This is a genomic window from uncultured Psychromonas sp. (assembly GCF_947489755.1).
Lineage (GTDB): Bacteria > Pseudomonadota > Gammaproteobacteria > Enterobacterales > Psychromonadaceae > Psychromonas.
Genome location: NZ_CANLFB010000032.1, coordinates 25,714 through 43,488 on the forward strand (window position 1 = coordinate 25,714; position 17,775 = coordinate 43,488).

Below are 17,775 nucleotides of genomic sequence, written 5' to 3' on the forward strand. Positions count from 1 at the left end.
TGCACTGCTCTTTAGTTTAAAGAGCAGATGAAAAAGTACTAGAAAATAAGTACTAGAAAATGAGTAGTTGAAATGCAGGTGTTTGAAAGACAGAAAATTATGGTTGGATTTTTATTATTGTCGGCGTTGTGGTTAATCACTAATAATAGTTTTCCATCCAACCTTCTAATATTAGCGCGGCAGAAACACTGTCTACTTTACCTTTTTCTAATGCTTTATAGCCGCCACGTTCAAAGATAAATTCTTTAGCGCTTGCGGTCGTTAAACGTTCATCTTGAAAAACTGTTTTAACACCAAAACGCCCGGTTAAACGATTGCCAAACTTTTTAGCGCGTTGGGTAATCGGTTGTTCTGTGCCATCCATATTAAGTGGTAAGCCGACAACAATTAAATCGGGTTTCCATTCTTTAATAACCGCTTCAACGGTATCCCAGTTTGGAATGCCATCATTAGCTTTAATCGCTGCAATGGGTTGTGCTGTTGCAGTGATCATTTGTCCTGTCGCTACACCGATACTTTTGGTGCCAAAATCAAAACCTAGTAAGGTATTCGGGGCCTTAATTGGCGTTGATGATGCTGTATTAGTTGTTTCTACTGTCATTATGCGTGGCCTACTTCGCTACTTAATTGTGATGGGTCTACACCGAGTTGTTGTAAAGATGAGTTCCAACGTTTGCTGACGGGTGTATTAAACATGATGTCCATCTCACATTGTACCGTTAACCATTGGTTGTTGCTGATTTCTTCTTCTAACTGGCCTGAATCCCAACTTGAGTAACCTAACGCAACCATGTATTTCTCTGGTTGTGTTTCTGTACCTAATGAAGAAAGGATTAAATTGGAATTAGACATCATTAACTGTTCATTCAAAAGGGTACTTTGAGAGTCATCTTCTATCGGGCTATGTAATACAAAACCTCTGTCCATATCCAATGGTCCGCCTAAAAATACAGGTTCTGTGATTGGGGGCATTGGTTCATGGCTGATACTTTCGGCACTTTTTAATAGTTCTTGAATGGTCAGTTTAACAGGATAATTAATAATAAAACCCATTGCACCTTGTTCATCATGCTCACATAAATAGACCACTGAATTTTTAAAGTACGGGTCGGTTAATGAAGGCATTGCAATTAAAAAATGGTTTTTTAATGAATTGACCATTTTCGCTTCTGAAGGAGATTCAGGTGGAGTATGTTCAGAGGATGTATGTTCAGTATTGGATTGAACCTCTGAGTGTTCAGTACTAATGTCAGAATCAGCAAAGGGTGTTTTAGTTTTATCTATTGTCATGTGCTTCTCCATTAGTATTGAGTTTATTACCTGCTTGTATCGCTTAGTTCAGGCTTGGTAATAAACTCAATGATTTATATCCAGTGCTATTATGTATCCAAAGTTATCTGTCTCTAGCATTCGACTGTAGTGCGTTAATTATAATGTAGCCTTTAATGAATGCTAAAGAGTCTTAAAGGCTTATTTAGCACCTTTAACACGTTTCTCAATCGCATCCATTAGCTTACCACTGATATTAGTGCCGTAAGCTTTATCAATTTCTTGGATACACGTTGGGCTAGTCACATTGATTTCAGTGACTTTATCGCCAATAACATCTAAGCCAACAAAAATCAGTCCTTTTTCTTTTAGTTTAGGACCAATGGTATTAGCAATATGCCAATCTGATTCAGAAAGTGGTTGGGCAACACCGGTACCACCAGCGGCTAAGTTACCACGTGTTTCACCTTTTGCAGGAATACGTGCTAAACAGTAAGGCATTGGTTCACCGTCAACAATTAAGATTCGTTTATCACCGGCTTTAATGGCTGGGATAAAGGCTTGCGCCATACAGTAGCGTTGTTCATGTTCAGTTAATGTTTCAATGATCACACCAACATTGCTGTCGTTTTCTTTAATGCGGAAGATTGAAGCTCCCCCCATACCATCAAGTGGTTTTAAGATAACGTCTGTGTGTTTTTTATGGAACTCACGGATTTTAGCTGCACTGCGCGTCACTAATGTCGTTGGTGTGAATTCACTAAACCAAGCGGTGTAGAGTTTTTCATTTGCATCACGTAGACTTTGTGGTTTGTTGACGATTAAGCAACCTTCTACTTCTGCGCGTTCTAATAAGTAAGTCGCGTAGATGTATTCCGTATCAAAAGGAGGATCTTTACGCATCAATACTGCATCTAGGTCAGAAAGAGGGTGGTCAACGGCTTCTTCTAATTGATAAAAGTTACCTTCTTCACGTTGTACCGTTAGTTTTTTGCTAGTGGCAAAACAACGGCCATCTTCAAGGTACAGATCTTTCATCTCTAAATAATACAGTTCCCAACCACGAGATTGAGCTTCTAATAACATTGCAAAGCTTGAGTCTTTTTTAATGTTGATGTCTGCGATGGGATCCATCACGATGCCAATTTTAATGGTCATATTCTTTCCTATTTCAATAAATTATTAAAAGCTATCGTTAAAGCTATATATGGTTACGCTAAATCACCAAAGCGACATTGTAATGCCGTAATCGCGGTTAATGCTGCTGTTTCCGTGCGTAATACTCTTGGTCCTAATAAGGTTTCGGTGAAATCTAAACTTTCAGTTAAACTAATTTCATCGTCACTTAAACCACCTTCCGGACCAATCAATAAACGCACATGATTAATCTCATTTGGTAATGTGTTGATTGAATACTTTGCGCGTGGATGTAATGTTAATTTACAACAAACAATGTCAAATTCACACCATTGTGTTAAAGCTTGTGTTGCATGAATGGTCGGTACAATATTCCTACCTGACTGTTCGCAGGCTGCAATGGCAATTTTTTGCCATTGTTGTTGTTTTTTGGCCATACGTTCAGCATTGAGTTTGACACCACAGCGTTCGCTGATCAGTGGTGTAATTTCATTGACGCCTAACTCGACTGCTTTTTGAATGACAAACTCCATTCTATCACCGCGAGAAATAACTTGCCCTAAGTGTAGATGTAATGGGCTTTCATTATCTGTTGTTTGGAATGACATTATTGTTGCTTGGCAAGTGCGTTTTTGTACCTCACTTAATTCTGCTAAATATTGCCCACCTTGACCATTAAATAACGTCACATGATCACCTACATTCAAACGTAATACACGTATATGTTGGGTTGCATCATCCGATAGCGTGATAGTGCTATTTTCAGTTAATGTTTGTGGTTCATAAAAACGAGGGTTACGCATAAAGGTTACTTTTTGATTGTAAATAAGCGCTAGTATAACGTGAAAACATTGAATATCACTACCGCTTAACAGTGAGTTATCAGTTGTAATCGCGCCACTTAGCGATACTTATTAAGTATTTAAAGATAATATTAGTAAAGGTACCATTTAATTACGCTTTCCCTAATATCAATTATGCACAAGATATGGGATAATTTTCGATTTTATTTTGTAGTGATAGTTTAGGATTTTGTTATGACCAACTCTAAGTTAAAAAGTATTACCACCGACCCCAAGCGTGGCGTTTATTTCATTGGTACCACACCTCCTAAACAAGATACAGATATTGAACTCGTATCCGGCATTGCAGATAAATTATTAGGGCGTCTATCTGAAATTGATTACGATGGTTTTATTGTTTATGACATTCAAGATGAAACGTCTCGTATTGATAAACCTCGTCCATTCCCATTTAAATATACGCATGACTCGCGCTTATATTCAAAAATACTGCACGATAAAGTCGATAAACCAGTGATTACTTATAAAAGTGTTTCACAACGTGATGCCGCTGATTTCTCGGCTTGGTTATCTGATGCTTGGCACCAATTTTCAGTACGCGATATCGTGTTAGTTGGTTCTCCGTCATCGGATGGTGAGATTAAATTATCATTAGCTGATGCTTATAAAGCGGTTGAAGCGCATCCCCAAGATTTTTATTTAGGTGGTGTAACGATTGCTGAACGTCACGTTGCAAAGGGCGATGAGCATTTACGATTACGTAATAAACAAGATCAAGGCTGTGAGTTTTTCATTACTCAAGCCGTTTATAATGCGCAAGCAACGATTGATTTACTAACGCGTTATGCGAGTGAATGTAGACAACAAGGTATTCAACCTAAACGTGTTATTTTAACATTTTCTCCTTGTGGTAGTGCTAAAACATTAGAGTTCATTGAATGGCTAGGTATTTCAGTGCCAGAAGCGACTTCATTGCGTATTTTAGAATCTGATAATCCATTAAAAGAATCATTACAAATTAGCCGTAATAACTTTGAACAGATTCTACAGGCCGTGTTACCGCTTAATATTCCATTAGGTTTAAACATCGAAAGCTTAACCAATCGCAAAGAAGAGATCGATGCAGCTATATTATTATTTAAACTTCTTAAAGCCACGTTGGATTTAAAACTGGCGGAATCACAACTATAAGTCGACTACATAATGAGCTTGTCAAAGGAACAACAAACGGAACTTACACGGGTCGCTGTCTTTGCTGGACAAATCTTACATCAGCATGGCGCAGAGAGTCGTTTAATTGAACAAACAACGCAACGCATTGGTTTAGCATTGGGTGCAGAAAATATTGAGTTATCGATTAGTCCCGATGCGATTGTTATTACTAGTTTAGTAGCGGGTCATTGTGTCACCACAACAAGACGTTGTTATGACCGAGGCATTAATATGCAAATGGTGTGTGATGTGCAACGTATTTGCGTGATGGTAGAAAAACAGTTACTTGATGCAAAAGAAGTTAAAAAACGTTTACAGCGTTTAAAGCCTTTTAAACATAACCGTTGGTTAGTGGTGTTAATGATTGGTTTTTCCTGTGCTAGCTTTAGCCATTTCTTTGGTGGTGACAGGGCGGCTTATTGGGTGACCTTTGTTGCTGCAAGTTTAGCGATGATTTTAAGGCAAGAATTAGCGCATCGACAACATAACCCCTTTGTTAACTTCGCCGCTGCGGCGTTTGTTGCAACAACTATTACTAGCTTTGGGGTGATAGTTGAAGCGGGTGAAAATCCACAAATAGCAATGGCTGCCAGTGTCTTACTTTTGGTGCCTGGCTTCCCTTTGATTAATGCCGTATCGGATATGTTAAAAGGGCATATTAATATGGGCATCGCCCGTTGGGTATTTTCAACGTTATTAGCCATTAGTGTGTCTATTGGTATTGTTGCGTCTATGACCTTAATTGGTGTATCAGGGTGGACAAGCTAATGAATGATGTCATGAATTTTTTATTGTTATTAATTACTGATGCTTGGTTTGCGTGGGTGCCTGCTGTTGGTTTTGCAATGGTGTTTAATGTGCCGCGTAAAATGCTGATATTTTGTGCTGCTGGTGGCGCGTTAACCCATAGTTTCCGCTTTTTATTATTGCATTTCGGTATCCCGATTGAATGGGCGACTTTTATTGCATCAGCAAATATGGGGTTTTTAGGCCTTTATTGGTCTCGTAAACACCTTATTCCTCGTCCTGTTTTTACCGTTGCTTCGGTTATTCCTATGATTCCAGGTAGTTATGCGTTTACTGCAATGATTGGATTGGTAGAAATTAATACCAGTGGTTACAGTTTAGAGTTGATGCAAATAGTGATGGAAAATGGTTTGCGTACATTATTCATTCTAACTGCGTTAAGTTTTGGATTGGCTATTCCGTCTATTTTAATTTACCGCGGACGCCCGATTGTTTAGCGACTATTAAGGCTGCTGTCAAGACTACTATTAAGACTACAGTTATGACCGCTATTCAAAATAGCGCCGTTACAACAAAGATGGTCGCATATTAGGCTAGATTGGAATAAGGAATACTGTACACTGTGCGAAAATATTAAGTGCCAATAAAGTGTGCAGAATAAGCGAGTAGGATAATAAAGGTTCATTATGTCAGATAAATTTTTCTTTAAAGGTAAAAAAGAGAAAAAACCAAAACATTCAAGTTATGGTTTTAATACAAAGCGTGCTGTAAAAATGGGTACTGAAGAGTTACCTTTACAGGTGCTTGTTAATAGCGAAGCGCGTGCAGAAGAGATACAAGCTTTAGCCAAAGAGCATGACTTAGTTGTCGCTATGACTATTGATGCTGAAAAAGCAGAAAATATCACAGAATTAGATGTATTGATTAATAAACCCGTCACGACTCGTTTCGATAAAAAGCCAGCTCGTAATGAACCTTGTGTTTGCGGTAGCGGTAAAAAATATAAAAAATGTTGTGGTTAATCATTCTTTAGTGAATTAATGAATACCGTTTTTTGTTCATTGATTAATACGAAACATTCATTAATACGAACGATAATAAAAAGCCTCGATAAAGATTCTTTATCGAGGCTTTTTTGTTATTGGTATTTTATTGTTAGCTAGATATTAACCTTGCTCTAGTAAACGTCTTAAGTCGATGAGTGCAGCATTGGCACGAGATACGTAATTTGCCATTACTAGCGAGTGATTTGCTAAGAAACCAAAGCCACTGCCATTTAATACCATTGGACTCCATACTGCTTCTTGCGTCGCTTCTAAGTCACGAATGATCTGTTTTAAACTAACCTGTGCATTTTTCTTTTCTAATACATCTGCAAAATCAATTTCTACCGCTTTTAAAAAATGTAAAATTGCCCAAGTGGAGCCTCGGCTTTCATAGAAAACATCATCAATTTTAAACCAACTTGTTTTAATTTGAATTTCAGAAGCACTTCTTGTTGATTGTTTTGCCGTAGGATCGCCCGCTAAGTTTGTATCGAAAACATCGTTACCAACACTCGCACTTAAATTTTGTGAAATAGAACCTAAACGTTTCTCGATTTCACGTAACCAATCACTTAAGTTATCTGCACGAGTATAAAACTGTGCTTCAGTTTCATCTTCTGCCACTAAACGGCTGCGGTATCGCTTAAAAGATTCAATCGCTAATTTATATTCTTTTTCTGCACTTGGAAGCATCCAATTTGTGTGAGAAATATTCATTTTATTTTGTGCTGTTTCTAAGTCTTTATCACCGGTTGATTGAGACTGTGAACGGCTAAAGTCTAAACGCATGACTAATGCTAAATCTCGAACTTGCTCTAACACACCATATTCAAACGCTGGCATGTTATCCATAATTAAGCCTGGAGGCGTAACGTCGTTTGATAAAAAGCCACCTGGCTTATCAACTAGCCATGTTGTCACGTCGATCAGGGCAGTAGTGGTTGCATAGCCTGGAATCATTTCAACATTAGAGATTTTTGCGGCTTCTTGAGTGCGTGATTTTACGTTATAGGCTGATGGCATCCATCCCCACCAAATGGATAATAGCCATAAAATAAAAATAACGACGAGGACTATTGGTATAATGCTTTTTTTAATTGTAACGGCCATATTATATTCCCTATTACAGCTGTAAATGTAATGAGACTGTAGCATAATAATGGCAAAAATTATTGTACAAGAGAGTAATTAAATAGATGAATTCTAAAACTTAATTGTTAAACTTCTTCATCAGTAAATTTTTGAATTAGATTTTAAAATAAGCTTTCTAAACACGCTTTCCGATAAATTTATATATCACTTATACATAACAAGCAATCTGGAATAACAATGAAAATTTCAATGATAGTCGCAATGGCCAATAATCGAGTAATTGGATTAGATAACCAAATGCCGTGGCATTTACCTGCTGATTTACAACACTTTAAAAAAACAACCCTAGGTAAACCAGTGATCATGGGACGTAAAACCTATGATTCAATTGGCAGAGCTTTACCAGGGCGTTTAAATATTGTGGTATCTCGAGATGAAAATTTAGCGATTGCTGGCGTGACTTGTGTTACTTCTGTTGAAGAGGCTATTCGTGCCGCTGAAGGTGTTGAAGAAGTCATGATCATTGGCGGTGCAACCATTTATGAATACTTTCTAAAAGTGGCTAACCGTTTGTATCTTACGTTTATCGATTTAGACACAAAAGGTGACACCTGTTTTCCGGATTATTTAGCACAAGGTGACTGGAAAAAAGTAGAAAGTGAGCACTATGCCGCCGATGAAAAGAACGTACATAATCTAGAATTTGTTACATTAGATAGAGTGGATGCTTAAAGCGATTGGCTTGAATATATAAATATAATCTTCTGATTTTAAATATAATTCCACTTTCATTAACCAGAATTGAGGTTAAGTCGGTTGTTCTAGTAATTTTAGCCGTAAGCAGGGCAAGATAATGAAAATACTTTCTTATCTTGCCAACGCAACATCGTCAGACTATTACCCCATACGCAGCCTGTATCCAAGGCGTATAAGTCATTTTGACCTGTTTTACCAAGTAATGCTGCCCAATGCCCAAATAAGATAGGTTGTTTGTGATCTCTTGGGGTGATGTCAAACCAAGGCTTTAACTTACTGCTATCCGTTTGTGCTGGTGCGAGTTTATTCTCAAATTCTAGTTCGCCAGCTAATGTACAGTAACGCATACGGGTGAATACATTAATAATATAACGTGTTCTTTCTATACCTGATAATGTGTCTTGCCATTGTGTAGGGTGGTTACCGTACATATTCTTAAGCAAGGTTTTATAGTCGTCACCATGTAACTCTCGTTCAACTTCCTTTGCAAACTGTTTTGCTTGTTGAATAGACCATGAAGGTAATAACCCCGCGTGCACCATAATAAATTTATGTTGGGGGTGTTCTAGTAATAAAGGTTGTTGGCGTAACCAGGTTAGTAATGTGTGGCTATCTTCTGCGTCTAAAATGGGAGAGGTTTTGTCTTTTACTTTGGGTTTATGGATACCTATCGAAGTCGCTAATAAGTGTAGGTCATGATTACCTAAAATTATTTTAGCTTGTATCTTTTTAAGATATCGCAGTGTTTGAAGGGACTTTGGGCCTCGAGCGACTAAATCGCCAGCGACCCATAATTCATCTTTATTTTCATCAAAATTGGCTAAAGATAGTAGTTGTATCAGTTCGTCATAACATCCTTGAATATCACCTACTATATACGTTGCCATATTTCTTTACGCTTCTTTTTGTAAACGATCGTATACATAGTTTGCCACACGCACATATTCTTCAACAGAAATGTTTTCAGCACGATGACCAATGTTGATATCAAGGTTGGTTAACTCTTCTACTGTTAACAATTCTCTCCAGCCGTTACGAACCGTTTTACGACGTTGATTAAACGCCATTGAGCAAACTTGATTCAATACTTTAAGGCTTTTAGCTACAAAAGGTGGTGTATCGTAAGGCTCTAATCGAACGACTGCAGATTCAACTTTAGGAGCGGGTATAAATGCGGTTGGCGGCACTTCTAATACAGGAATAACATTACAATAATATTGTGCCATTACACTCAAACGACCGTAAGCTTTACAATCAGGTCCAGCACATAGACGGTTTACTACTTCTTTTTGAAGCATGAAGTGCATGTCAGAAATTTTGTCTGCAAATTCAAATAAGTGGAACATAAGCGGTGTAGAGATGTTGTAAGGTAAATTACCAAATACACGTAATTGTTTATCACCTTGAACTAATTGCCCAAAATCGAAGCGCATTGCATCGGCTTGCGTGATTTTTAATTTGTCACGTAGCGTGGGATGTTTCTCTAAACGTTCTGCTAAATCACGGTCAAGTTCGACAACATTTAAACAGTTTACTTTGGCTGCTACAGGTTCTGTTAGAGCGCCTAAACCCGGACCAATTTCTACTATATTATCTTCAGCTTGTGGTGCAATAGCAGCAACAATTGAGTCGATGATATAATCATCGTGCAAAAAGTTTTGTCCAAAGCGTTTACGAGCTGTATGGCCTAGGTGGGTTTTATCATTCATTTTTAGTTAACCTTGTTGATGTTACTTTGGACCATTGTTATAGCCTCATTGACTGCACACAATAAACTGCCTGAATCGGCTTTGCCTGTGCCAGCTAAATCTAATGCAGTGCCGTGGTCAACCGAAGTACGAATAAACGGTAAACCTAACGTGATATTAACGGACTGACCAAAACCTTTGTATTTTAAAACAGGTAAACCTTGGTCGTGGTACATCGCTAAAACGGCATCTGCCTGTTGTAAATATTTATCTTGGAAAAGAGTATCTGCTGGTAAAGGGCCAACTAAGTTAATCCCTTTAGCTCGCAATGTATCTAATGCAGGCTCAATCACTTCTATCTCTTCTCTGCCCATATGACCACCTTCACCTGCATGCGGATTTAAACCACAAACATAGATGGTTGGTTTTTGAATGCCATATTTTTCAATTAATTCTGCATTCAAAATAGTGACGATGTTAGATATTAATGGTGCGGTGATAGCAGCAGGTACGGCTGACAGTGGCAAATGTGTTGTGACTAATGCAACACGTAATCCAGTTGTTGCCAACATCATGACGACTAAATCTACATCTGCTTGTTCAGCAAAAAACTCGGTATGGCCGCTAAAAGTAACGCCTGCATCATTAATGATACCTTTATGAACAGGCGCCGTGACAACGGCTGCAAATTCGCCACTTAAACAACCTTGACTAGCAAAGCGTAGTGTTTCTAATACATAAGCCCCATTTGCTGCGTTCAATTTACCTGTTTCTACCGATATGGCCGTTGCAATATGAGCAACGGTTAATTGGCCTGTTGATTGTGTTTGGTTAGTATTATTTTTATCGTATTCAATAAACGTAACTGTTTTATTTAATAACTTAGCTCTTGATTTTAAAAGCGTTAAGTCGGCACAAATAACTAACTCAACTGGCCACGTTTTATCGGCCAGTTCTAGTATTAAATCAGGGCCTATGCCGCTTGGTTCACCTGCAGTGACTACAATACGAGGTAACATTACTCTTCCTCAATAATGTAATCAGGGTTATTAATCTTAATATATGCTTCTTGACGAATTTCATTCAACCAAGCATAAGCCTCAGCAGGGAAACGTTGTCTAAAGATCATGGTGTAGGCTTTTTGTTTTGTTGCACTTTCTGTTGTATCAGATTCACGCTTATCAAGCACTTGCAGAATATGCCAGCCATGCATGGTATGGAACGGTTGGCTAATTTCACCAATAGGTTGTGATTGTGCAAGATCTCTGAATTCAGGAACGTACATGTTTGGATCTGCCCAACCTAGTTCGCCACCTTTTACTGCTGAACCTGTATCTTGAGAATATTGTTTTGCTAATTCCTCAAAGGTTTTAGTGCCATCGACTATTTCTTGACGTAATTTTTCTAATAATTGTTTGGCTTTTTCATCACTCATGATGATAGTCGGTTTAACTAATATATGACGAGCATTTACTTCTTCCGTCATCACGTTTTCACCGCCTTTTTTATCTAGAATTTGGATGATATGAACCCCCAGTCTAGAATTAAATGGTCCAATGATATCGCCTGGTTTATTGGTTTCTTTTAGATTTTCTACAAACAAACTTGGGATATCTTCCATTTTACGCCATCCCCAATCACCGCCTTCTAATGCTTTAGGGCCTTCTGAATTGGCTAATGCTAGTTGTTTGATATCAGCACCATTTTCAAGTTCTTGTGCTAACTTTTGTGCTTTTTGATCAACGGCCAATTTTTTCTCTGCTGAAGCATCATCAGATAGTTTTAATAGGATATGTGCAAACTTAAGCTCGGTACTTTGTTCGCCTGCTTGATTAATGCGGTCAACGACTTGCTCAACCTCTTGGTCTGAAATATTGATACGTCTACGCACTTGAATTTGACGTACTTCATTGATGGTTAATTCATCGCGAATATTATTAACAAACGATTTGTAGTTAATACCAGAAGCCGTTAAATCAGCACGCATTTGAGCTAAGCTTTGGCCTTTTTTTTTCGCCATTTCTTCAATAGTTTGATCTACTTGAGCATCATTGATGCGTAAACCAATACGTTCAGCTATTTGTAACTGTAATCTGTCGCTAATTAACTTATCGAGAATTTGTTTATCAATATTGCCTTGATTTGGTAGTGTCTCGCCGTTTTCTTTATAACGAGCGATTAAATCACGCTTCATATTTTTCATGTCACTTGTTAAAACAAGCTCATTATTGACAACTGCTTCAATTTTATCTAGCTGAACTTCAGCTGCATTAACAACGTGAGGTAAAGTCGTTGCTAAGATAAGTACACTTAAAAATTGTTTTGTTAATTTCATTTTTTACCTATTACTTTAAATAAAATGGACGACCGTAGTCGAATAAGCCATCTTCATAACCAGAGTCACCAACACCACCTAAGCCTGTTAATTCGAGCGTTAAACTCACACTGTTCTCAGTTTCCATATCGTCTTCAAAACTATCTTCATCTCCGTAATAAGAGAGCATATGTCTGTCATAGGTTAAACCAACAGCCCAACAACACGATTGGTATTTAAGACCGATAATACTCTCATAACTGCTTTTATATTCAACATTATAATAATAGCTTGCGAACGTTGACCATTGTGTATCAATCGACCAATTTACTTTTGTGCCAACCTGATTAACGATTTCATCCCAATCAGCATCTTCATCTTCTTTGTAATAACGGTAGCTTAATTGTGCGTAAGTATTATAAGCCCAACGTTTTTCAAAGGTCGTATTAGCACGCTGGATAAAGTTATCATCACTATCCCATTCAATTCCACCATGGAAGAAGTAATCGTTATCAAAGTTGACATCAATCTCACTGACGATAGACGATCTATTTACTTCTTTGTCGTCGTCATCGTCATCATCATCCGTAGGTAATACGGTACGAGATTCTGAAAAGTAATAGTTTTGACCAATGGCAAAACGTAACCTTTCTCTACCTTGATTATTTAAAAAGCTTGTTGATACGCCCAACGTTATTTGATCAGCTTCGGCTATTCTGTCATAGCCAGAGTAGCGGTTATCACGAAATAGACCATAGTAATCTTGCTGCAGGGTGGTTGTATCGTATAAACCAATGCCTGATTGATCTTGATATGGCACGTATAAATATTGTATTTGTGGTACTAATGTTTGACGGTAATCATCATCGAACCAAGAAAAGTCTCGTTCTAAATTAATCCCTGAATTAATTTTAAAAGAGGGTAAGTAGCGTACCGTTGATTCTTCTAAATCATCATACCAATCATATTTAGTGGCGTTATCTAAATCTTGTTCATAATAACTCAGCATGTATTTCAGCTCAGTATTAACAAACAATGAATCATAATAGAGTGGTAGAGATAACTTTGGTTCAACATGAATACGCGTTCCAGTGTAAACATCGTCATCGTTATGTTCAAAACGAGTGACTTCAGAATACCAATCAAATTGCAGACTCTTCCAATTTAAAGGCTGTGAGGCACTGAACGCTAACTTAGGCAATACAATATGTGGTGTGTCGTCGTCTTCATCAGTGTCATCACTATTGAGGACTTGAAAGTTACGTACTTCTAATTCAGCACTCCAATTTTTTTTGGTATAGTTTAAATTTGCATTTTGCAGTAATTGGTTATCGCTTCGGCTACCGTAATCTGTGCTGATATCATTGAAATAATATTCATCACTAACTTTGTTGTAATCTACATTGAAGTTCCAATCTTCGGCAAAAGTCACATCATGATCGAAATGAACTAAGTAACGCTCGCCGATATCATCGCCGTCATCATCTTTACGGATTTTGTCATCATTCAAGTATTCTACTTGTAACGTTCCTGAGCCGACATCGAATAAATAACGGTATTCTGCTGCCACTAATAGACCACGGTTTTGCATATAAGTTGGTGTGATCGTCGCGTCTTGATTGGCGGCTATATTAATATAGAGAGGTTGGTTATAAGTGAAACCATTAACCGATGAAAACTCGTAGGTAGGGAATAATATTCCCGTTTTACGTTTGTCAGATAAAGGATAACTAATGTAAGGAAAGTAAAAAACCGGCACGTCTTTTATTCTTAGTACCGCATTATAAGCGGTGCCCATATCTGCTTCTTTATCAATATACAGTGTTGATGCATCTAAACTCCAAGTCACATCATTTGGTGGACAGGCAGTATAGCTTGATGAATTTAGTTCATATTGGCCTTGACCATTATCATAAATTCTATCGGCACGACCTCGACCACCTTGGCCATGAAATTGATATTCAGTTTGAATTAAAGATGATTCATCTGTTCTGAAGTTTGTATTTATTTCATCTGCTGTTAATGTCACTTGACCATCAACATAACGGGCGTTACCTATCGCATTGGCCTGCTCTGTCTTTCGGTTATAGATAAGCTTATCTGAATCTAAATATTTTTCACCTTGGACTGCGTTAACATCGCCTTCATAAAGAATCTCGCCATCTAATCCTCTGAGAGAATCGGCGTTAATACTAATTGGAATTTGGTTTCTATCTAAGTCACTATTACTTTCAGTGATAGGGGGAACTTGCTGGTAACATTGTTTAAAATAAAAGTTTACATCACGCGGTACAGATTTTTCTTCTAAACTTTTTGAAGGGGCTTCTGACTCTGCTTCATTAGCTGAATTTAACGCTTCGTTTAGATCACTCGTATCCGTTTGCTGCGTAACTGCACTAGCAATAGGGGATAGAACAAATAATAATGGTATTAATTTTAGCATGAATAACTCACTACAAGTGCTTAGAAACATCAGAAAACGCTAAGCAGAAAACAACAATATAACCACGTATAATAAAGTAAACCTTTGCTGGCTCCAATCTTTGATTGCTCATTACGAGAGTATTTTTGTTATTTAGTACAAATAATTGGCAAATCTGCGCATAGTTAGTCAAAATGTTCAGCAGTTTTACTATTTTCTTAATTTAAAGGTAATTATTAGTTATGCGCATATGGGGCAAATTATTAGGTGGTTTTTTTGGATTTATGTTTGGGCACTTTTTCGGCCTAATCTTAGGTGTTTGGTTAGGCCATCGTTTTGATGTAGCAGTTGGTCGTAATTTCAATATGCAAGATGGCATATTAGGTGGTCGTGGAAATAGTGCCGATAAACAAAAAATATTCTTTGAAACAGCTTTCTCTGTCATGGGACATGTTGCTAAATCAAAAGGCAAAGTGACTCAAACAGATATTCAAGTTGCCAATGCTTACATGGATCAAATGAATTTGCACGGTAATGCAAGAACACAAGCTCAGGCTGCTTTTACAGCAGGTAAAGCGGGTGATTTTGCGTTAGTTGAAACGTTACAAGAATTTGTGCGCGTTTTACATGGCGAGCGTAATGTTCTGCAGATGTTTTTAGCGATACAGGTACAAGTTGCTTTTTCTGATGGAGAAATTGATGAGAATGAAAAATTAATTCTCTATACGATTGCTGAAAACTTAAGCTTTTCTCGCTTTGAGTTAGATCGTTTAATTCAAATGATCCAAGGGCAACAGCATTTCCATCAAGGTGGTCAGGGCGGTCAACAACAGAATACGGCTCAATCTGAAGATGATGCTTATCAAGTGTTAGGTGTCGATAGCAGTTCAACGGATAAAGAGATAAAACGAGCTTACCGTAAATTAATGAGCCAAAACCATCCCGATAAGCTTGCTTCAAAAGGGTTACCTGAAGAGATGATGGAATTAGCGAAAGAAAAAACGCAAGACATTCAAAAAGCTTACGAGCTTTTACGTACTAATCGCGGTTTTAAATAAAAATGTTATCGGTAATTAAACGCTATAGCTTACAACTTGTTTTTACGTTAAGTTTACTGCTAGGTTTGCAATTACCGAATTTTTTACAGCAATATGAATTACGTTTACAAGGTCACTTTGTAGAAGCTCAACAACATTTAGCTTCATTTCAATCACTGGCAGATAAATACTTTTCTGGTGATTTGAGTGCGTTGATGACAAAACATAAAAGTAGTAAAGATAGCCTGTATCGAGAAGAAGCATTAGTCATCGAGAAAACGGCTTTACGAGTGGCATTTTTACAGCAAAAAATAGATAATTTAAATAAACCTATTTGGCATCGATTAGTCGCATTAACGCAACAAATCAAGGATCCTATTATTAAAGAAACATGGGCAGGTTATCAAGCCAATGTGTTACTTAATCAACAAGCTATTTTAGTGGGTGTCAGTGTCGCCATTATATTAATGTTATCGCTTGAACTTTTTTTGTATCTTATCAAACTAGGATCTTTAACATTATTGCTTCGGATTAAAAATAAACCCAAGGTTACTTCTTGACCGCTACATTTCTCTATTGGGGTTATTACCGCGGTAAATGAGTATCAAACCCATCTATATCAATTAATTTCTGCTTATAACGTTTTAATTTTGCATCTGTGCAAGTGCTTCTCTATTATTGTCTACTAATTATTTTAGCAATCATTTTATGGTGTTTTACACCTATAGACTTTTAAATCGGAGCTTAATACATGTCTACATTTTCTCTTGCGTTTGGTACAGCTACTAAAAATCGTGACCAAAAAATCATTGAAGCATTTTTCCCAAACCCAATTTTAAACCCAAATGAAGATTTAGTAGCGACTATTGCTGCTATTACTGGTTATGAAGGTGGCAATCAAGTCATCGAAATTAAACCAGACGTTGCAGAGCAATTAGCTGCTGCATTTAATGGTGAAGATGATACCGATAATGCTGACTTTGCAGTGGCTGCTGCTAAATCAAAACAACCATTAGTATTAGTTATTCTAGCTACGGATGAAGCACCTCAAAGTGTTGCTGAAGGTTACTTAAAATTACAACTTATCTCTCATCGTTTAGTTAAACCACACGGTGTTGTTTTAGATGGTATTTTTGGTTTGCTACATAACATCGCATGGACAAATAAAGGCCCGATCGATTTACCTGAATTAAAAGATCGTCAAATGAAAGCGCGTTTAAAAGGCAAAACTATCACGGTAGATTGTGTTGATAAATTCCCTAAAATGGTTGATTACGTTGTACCTGCAGGTGTTCGTATTGCAGATACATCACGTGTACGTTTAGGCGCACACGTTGGTGAAGGCACAACTGTAATGCACGAAGGTTTTATTAACTTCAATGCAGGTACTACTGGTGTAAGTATGGTTGAAGGCCGTATCTCTGCGGGTGTTATGGTTGGCGAAGGCAGTGACATCGGTGGTGGTGCATCTATCATGGGTACGTTATCTGGTGGCGGTAAAATGATTGTTGCGATTGGCGAAAACAGCTTATTAGGCGCAAATGCAGGTTTAGGCTTCCCACTGGGTAATCGTTGTACTATCGAATCTGGTTTATACGTAACGGCTGGTTCTAAAGTTAAGATGTTAGACAATGAAGGTAACGACGCTGGTTTTGTTAAAGCGCGTGAACTATCTAATAAAGATGATTTATTGTTCCGTCGTAATTCAACAACAGGTCAAATTGAATGTTTAGTTAATAAGAGCGCAGTAGAACTAAACAGTATGTTGCACTCTAACTAAGCCGCTTTTTATCGGTTTAAGTTAAAAGAAACATCAGTTAAAAATTGAAATTCTTTAAGGCTATCTTCGGATAGCCTTTTTTGTACCTGTTGTTCTGCCCTAGAAACATTTTTTATATGATTGAACCGATTTTTGCTGGTCAGTTGTTCGTTAACTATTTGTTTACTGCAATAAATTCTAATTATTTAACCTTAATCCTGGCTAATAGAAGTAGATAAATTCAATTTAAAATCAATTGGTTATATTTTAATGATCAGAGCAGAGAGCTCTGTGCCATTCAAAGCGAGCTATTGAAGTAATAACAGTTATTGGAAAATTGATTAATGGAGAGGCTCACTAAAATAAACGTATTGCTTTGCTTATCTGGATCTGGGTTCAGTTATTCTGATTTATATTTAACCTGAGTTCTGGATAAGCAATAGCATTTATTAGACTGTCATCATCTCTAATTCACTTTTAGATACCTTAATAC

General features: G+C 37.4%; 18 protein-coding genes. 8 read left to right on the forward strand and 10 right to left on the reverse strand.

Going from position 1 to position 17,775, the window contains the following annotated elements; all coding sequences use genetic code 11:
* Positions 1–139: 139 nt before the first annotated feature.
* The 4 genes from ruvX to rsmE all read right to left on the reverse strand — a co-directional run bounded on the left by ruvX (position 140) and on the right by rsmE (position 3,209).
* Positions 140–601 carry a Holliday junction resolvase RuvX gene (gene ruvX / locus Q0794_RS15110; RefSeq protein ID WP_051368642.1) on the reverse strand — a complete coding sequence of 154 codons (462 nt, stop codon included), beginning with the start codon at positions 599–601 and terminating at the stop codon, positions 140–142.
* Positions 601–1,290: a YqgE/AlgH family protein gene (locus tag Q0794_RS15115; protein WP_298943272.1), complete on the reverse strand. Its 690-nt coding sequence runs from the start codon at positions 1,288–1,290 to the stop codon at positions 601–603. The genes ruvX and Q0794_RS15115 overlap by 1 nt, the downstream gene beginning before the upstream one ends.
* Positions 1,291–1,470: 180 nt before the next feature.
* The gene (gene gshB / locus Q0794_RS15120) at positions 1,471–2,427 is read right to left on the reverse strand and encodes a glutathione synthase (RefSeq protein ID WP_025565875.1); all 957 of its coding nucleotides are present in this window, start codon (positions 2,425–2,427) and stop codon (positions 1,471–1,473) included.
* 53 nt (positions 2,428–2,480) lie between these two features.
* The gene (gene rsmE, locus Q0794_RS15125; RefSeq protein ID WP_298943275.1) at positions 2,481–3,209 is read right to left on the reverse strand and encodes a 16S rRNA (uracil(1498)-N(3))-methyltransferase; all 729 of its coding nucleotides are present in this window, start codon (positions 3,207–3,209) and stop codon (positions 2,481–2,483) included.
* 234 nt (positions 3,210–3,443) lie between these two features.
* Here rsmE and Q0794_RS15130 point away from each other — a divergent pair, with 234 nt between their 5' ends.
* The 4 genes from Q0794_RS15130 (at position 3,444) to Q0794_RS15145 (ending at position 6,190) form a co-directional block, all read left to right on the forward strand.
* Positions 3,444–4,400, forward strand: coding sequence for a methylenetetrahydrofolate reductase (locus tag Q0794_RS15130; protein WP_298943276.1), 957 nt, complete (start codon positions 3,444–3,446; stop codon positions 4,398–4,400).
* A 12-nt stretch (positions 4,401–4,412) separates the two neighbouring features.
* Positions 4,413–5,189: a threonine/serine exporter family protein gene (locus tag Q0794_RS15135; protein ID WP_298943277.1), complete on the forward strand. Its 777-nt coding sequence runs from the start codon at positions 4,413–4,415 to the stop codon at positions 5,187–5,189.
* A gap of 11 nt (positions 5,190–5,200) precedes the next feature.
* On the forward strand, positions 5,201–5,665 hold the full coding sequence (locus tag Q0794_RS15140) for a threonine/serine exporter family protein (RefSeq protein ID WP_298943300.1): 465 nt from the start codon (positions 5,201–5,203) through the stop codon (positions 5,663–5,665).
* Between the two features lie 189 nt (positions 5,666–5,854).
* Positions 5,855–6,190, forward strand: coding sequence for a PBPRA1643 family SWIM/SEC-C metal-binding motif protein (locus Q0794_RS15145; RefSeq protein ID WP_298943279.1), 336 nt, complete (start codon positions 5,855–5,857; stop codon positions 6,188–6,190).
* Between the two features lie 144 nt (positions 6,191–6,334).
* On the opposite strand, the gene Q0794_RS15150 is transcribed toward Q0794_RS15145, so the two are convergent.
* Entirely contained in the window at positions 6,335–7,324 is a 990-nt protein-coding gene (locus tag Q0794_RS15150) for a DUF2333 family protein (RefSeq protein WP_298943280.1), read from the reverse strand.
* Positions 7,325–7,543: 219 nt separating this feature from the next.
* Between Q0794_RS15150 and folA the strand changes: the two genes are divergently transcribed.
* Positions 7,544–8,038 (forward strand): type 3 dihydrofolate reductase, encoded by a 495-nt coding sequence (gene folA, locus Q0794_RS15155; protein ID WP_298943283.1) that lies wholly within the window; start codon positions 7,544–7,546, stop codon positions 8,036–8,038.
* Positions 8,039–8,136: 98 nt separating this feature from the next.
* On the opposite strand, the gene Q0794_RS15160 is transcribed toward folA, so the two are convergent.
* Genes Q0794_RS15160 through lptD form a run of 5 tightly spaced genes read right to left on the reverse strand, consistent with a single transcriptional unit; the run spans position 8,137 to position 14,507 of the window.
* Positions 8,137–8,949, reverse strand: a complete 813-nt coding sequence (locus Q0794_RS15160; RefSeq protein WP_298943286.1) for a symmetrical bis(5'-nucleosyl)-tetraphosphatase — start codon at positions 8,947–8,949, stop codon at positions 8,137–8,139.
* A 6-nt stretch (positions 8,950–8,955) separates the two neighbouring features.
* Entirely contained in the window at positions 8,956–9,771 is an 816-nt protein-coding gene (gene rsmA / locus Q0794_RS15165; RefSeq protein ID WP_298943288.1) for a 16S rRNA (adenine(1518)-N(6)/adenine(1519)-N(6))-dimethyltransferase RsmA, read from the reverse strand.
* Positions 9,772–9,773: 2 nt separating this feature from the next.
* Complete coding sequence (gene pdxA / locus Q0794_RS15170) at positions 9,774–10,769, reverse strand: 4-hydroxythreonine-4-phosphate dehydrogenase PdxA (protein ID WP_298943290.1); 996 nt, start codon at positions 10,767–10,769, stop codon at positions 9,774–9,776.
* Entirely contained in the window at positions 10,769–12,085 is a 1,317-nt protein-coding gene (surA, locus tag Q0794_RS15175; protein WP_298943292.1) for a peptidylprolyl isomerase SurA, read from the reverse strand. Before surA ends, pdxA begins: the two co-directional genes overlap by 1 nt.
* Before the next feature lie 10 nt (positions 12,086–12,095).
* Positions 12,096–14,507, reverse strand: a complete 2,412-nt coding sequence (gene lptD / locus Q0794_RS15180; protein ID WP_298943294.1) for an LPS assembly protein LptD — start codon at positions 14,505–14,507, stop codon at positions 12,096–12,098.
* A gap of 221 nt (positions 14,508–14,728) precedes the next feature.
* Here lptD and djlA point away from each other — a divergent pair, with 221 nt between their 5' ends.
* The 3 genes from djlA to dapD all read left to right on the forward strand — a co-directional run bounded on the left by djlA (position 14,729) and on the right by dapD (position 17,303).
* The gene (gene djlA / locus Q0794_RS15185) at positions 14,729–15,544 is read left to right on the forward strand and encodes a co-chaperone DjlA (RefSeq protein WP_298943296.1); all 816 of its coding nucleotides are present in this window, start codon (positions 14,729–14,731) and stop codon (positions 15,542–15,544) included.
* Between the two features lie 2 nt (positions 15,545–15,546).
* On the forward strand, positions 15,547–16,083 hold the full coding sequence (locus Q0794_RS15190) for a DUF2937 family protein (RefSeq protein WP_298943297.1): 537 nt from the start codon (positions 15,547–15,549) through the stop codon (positions 16,081–16,083).
* A 191-nt stretch (positions 16,084–16,274) separates the two neighbouring features.
* Positions 16,275–17,303, forward strand: coding sequence for a 2,3,4,5-tetrahydropyridine-2,6-dicarboxylate N-succinyltransferase (gene dapD / locus Q0794_RS15195; RefSeq protein WP_298943298.1), 1,029 nt, complete (start codon positions 16,275–16,277; stop codon positions 17,301–17,303).
* Positions 17,304–17,775: the final 472 nt, after the last annotated feature.

Bases quoted from the DNA above. Each gene is read 5' to 3' on its own strand.
- Q0794_RS15150 (WP_298943280.1), bottom strand. From the start codon at position 7,324: ATGGCCGTTACAATTAAAAAAAGCATTATACCAATAGTCCTCGTCGTT.
- folA (WP_298943283.1), top strand. From the start codon at position 7,544: ATGAAAATTTCAATGATAGTCGCAATGGCCAATAATCGAGTAATTGGA.
- surA (WP_298943292.1), bottom strand. From the start codon at position 12,085: ATGAAATTAACAAAACAATTTTTAAGTGTACTTATCTTAGCAACGACT.
- rsmA (WP_298943288.1), bottom strand. From the start codon at position 9,771: ATGAATGATAAAACCCACCTAGGCCATACAGCTCGTAAACGCTTTGGA.
- pdxA (WP_298943290.1), bottom strand. From the start codon at position 10,769: ATGTTACCTCGTATTGTAGTCACTGCAGGTGAACCAAGCGGCATAGGC.
- Q0794_RS15145 (WP_298943279.1), top strand. From the start codon at position 5,855: ATGTCAGATAAATTTTTCTTTAAAGGTAAAAAAGAGAAAAAACCAAAA.
- gshB (WP_025565875.1), bottom strand. From the start codon at position 2,427: ATGACCATTAAAATTGGCATCGTGATGGATCCCATCGCAGACATCAAC.
- dapD (WP_298943298.1), top strand. From the start codon at position 16,275: ATGTCTACATTTTCTCTTGCGTTTGGTACAGCTACTAAAAATCGTGAC.
- Q0794_RS15160 (WP_298943286.1), bottom strand. From the start codon at position 8,949: ATGGCAACGTATATAGTAGGTGATATTCAAGGATGTTATGACGAACTG.
- Q0794_RS15190 (WP_298943297.1), top strand. From the start codon at position 15,547: ATGTTATCGGTAATTAAACGCTATAGCTTACAACTTGTTTTTACGTTA.
- Q0794_RS15130 (WP_298943276.1), top strand. From the start codon at position 3,444: ATGACCAACTCTAAGTTAAAAAGTATTACCACCGACCCCAAGCGTGGC.
- Q0794_RS15135 (WP_298943277.1), top strand. From the start codon at position 4,413: ATGAGCTTGTCAAAGGAACAACAAACGGAACTTACACGGGTCGCTGTC.
- djlA (WP_298943296.1), top strand. From the start codon at position 14,729: ATGCGCATATGGGGCAAATTATTAGGTGGTTTTTTTGGATTTATGTTT.
- ruvX (WP_051368642.1), bottom strand. From the start codon at position 601: ATGACAGTAGAAACAACTAATACAGCATCATCAACGCCAATTAAGGCC.
- rsmE (WP_298943275.1), bottom strand. From the start codon at position 3,209: ATGCGTAACCCTCGTTTTTATGAACCACAAACATTAACTGAAAATAGC.
- Q0794_RS15115 (WP_298943272.1), bottom strand. From the start codon at position 1,290: ATGACAATAGATAAAACTAAAACACCCTTTGCTGATTCTGACATTAGT.
- Q0794_RS15140 (WP_298943300.1), top strand. From the start codon at position 5,201: ATGAATTTTTTATTGTTATTAATTACTGATGCTTGGTTTGCGTGGGTG.
- lptD (WP_298943294.1), bottom strand. From the start codon at position 14,507: ATGCTAAAATTAATACCATTATTATTTGTTCTATCCCCTATTGCTAGT.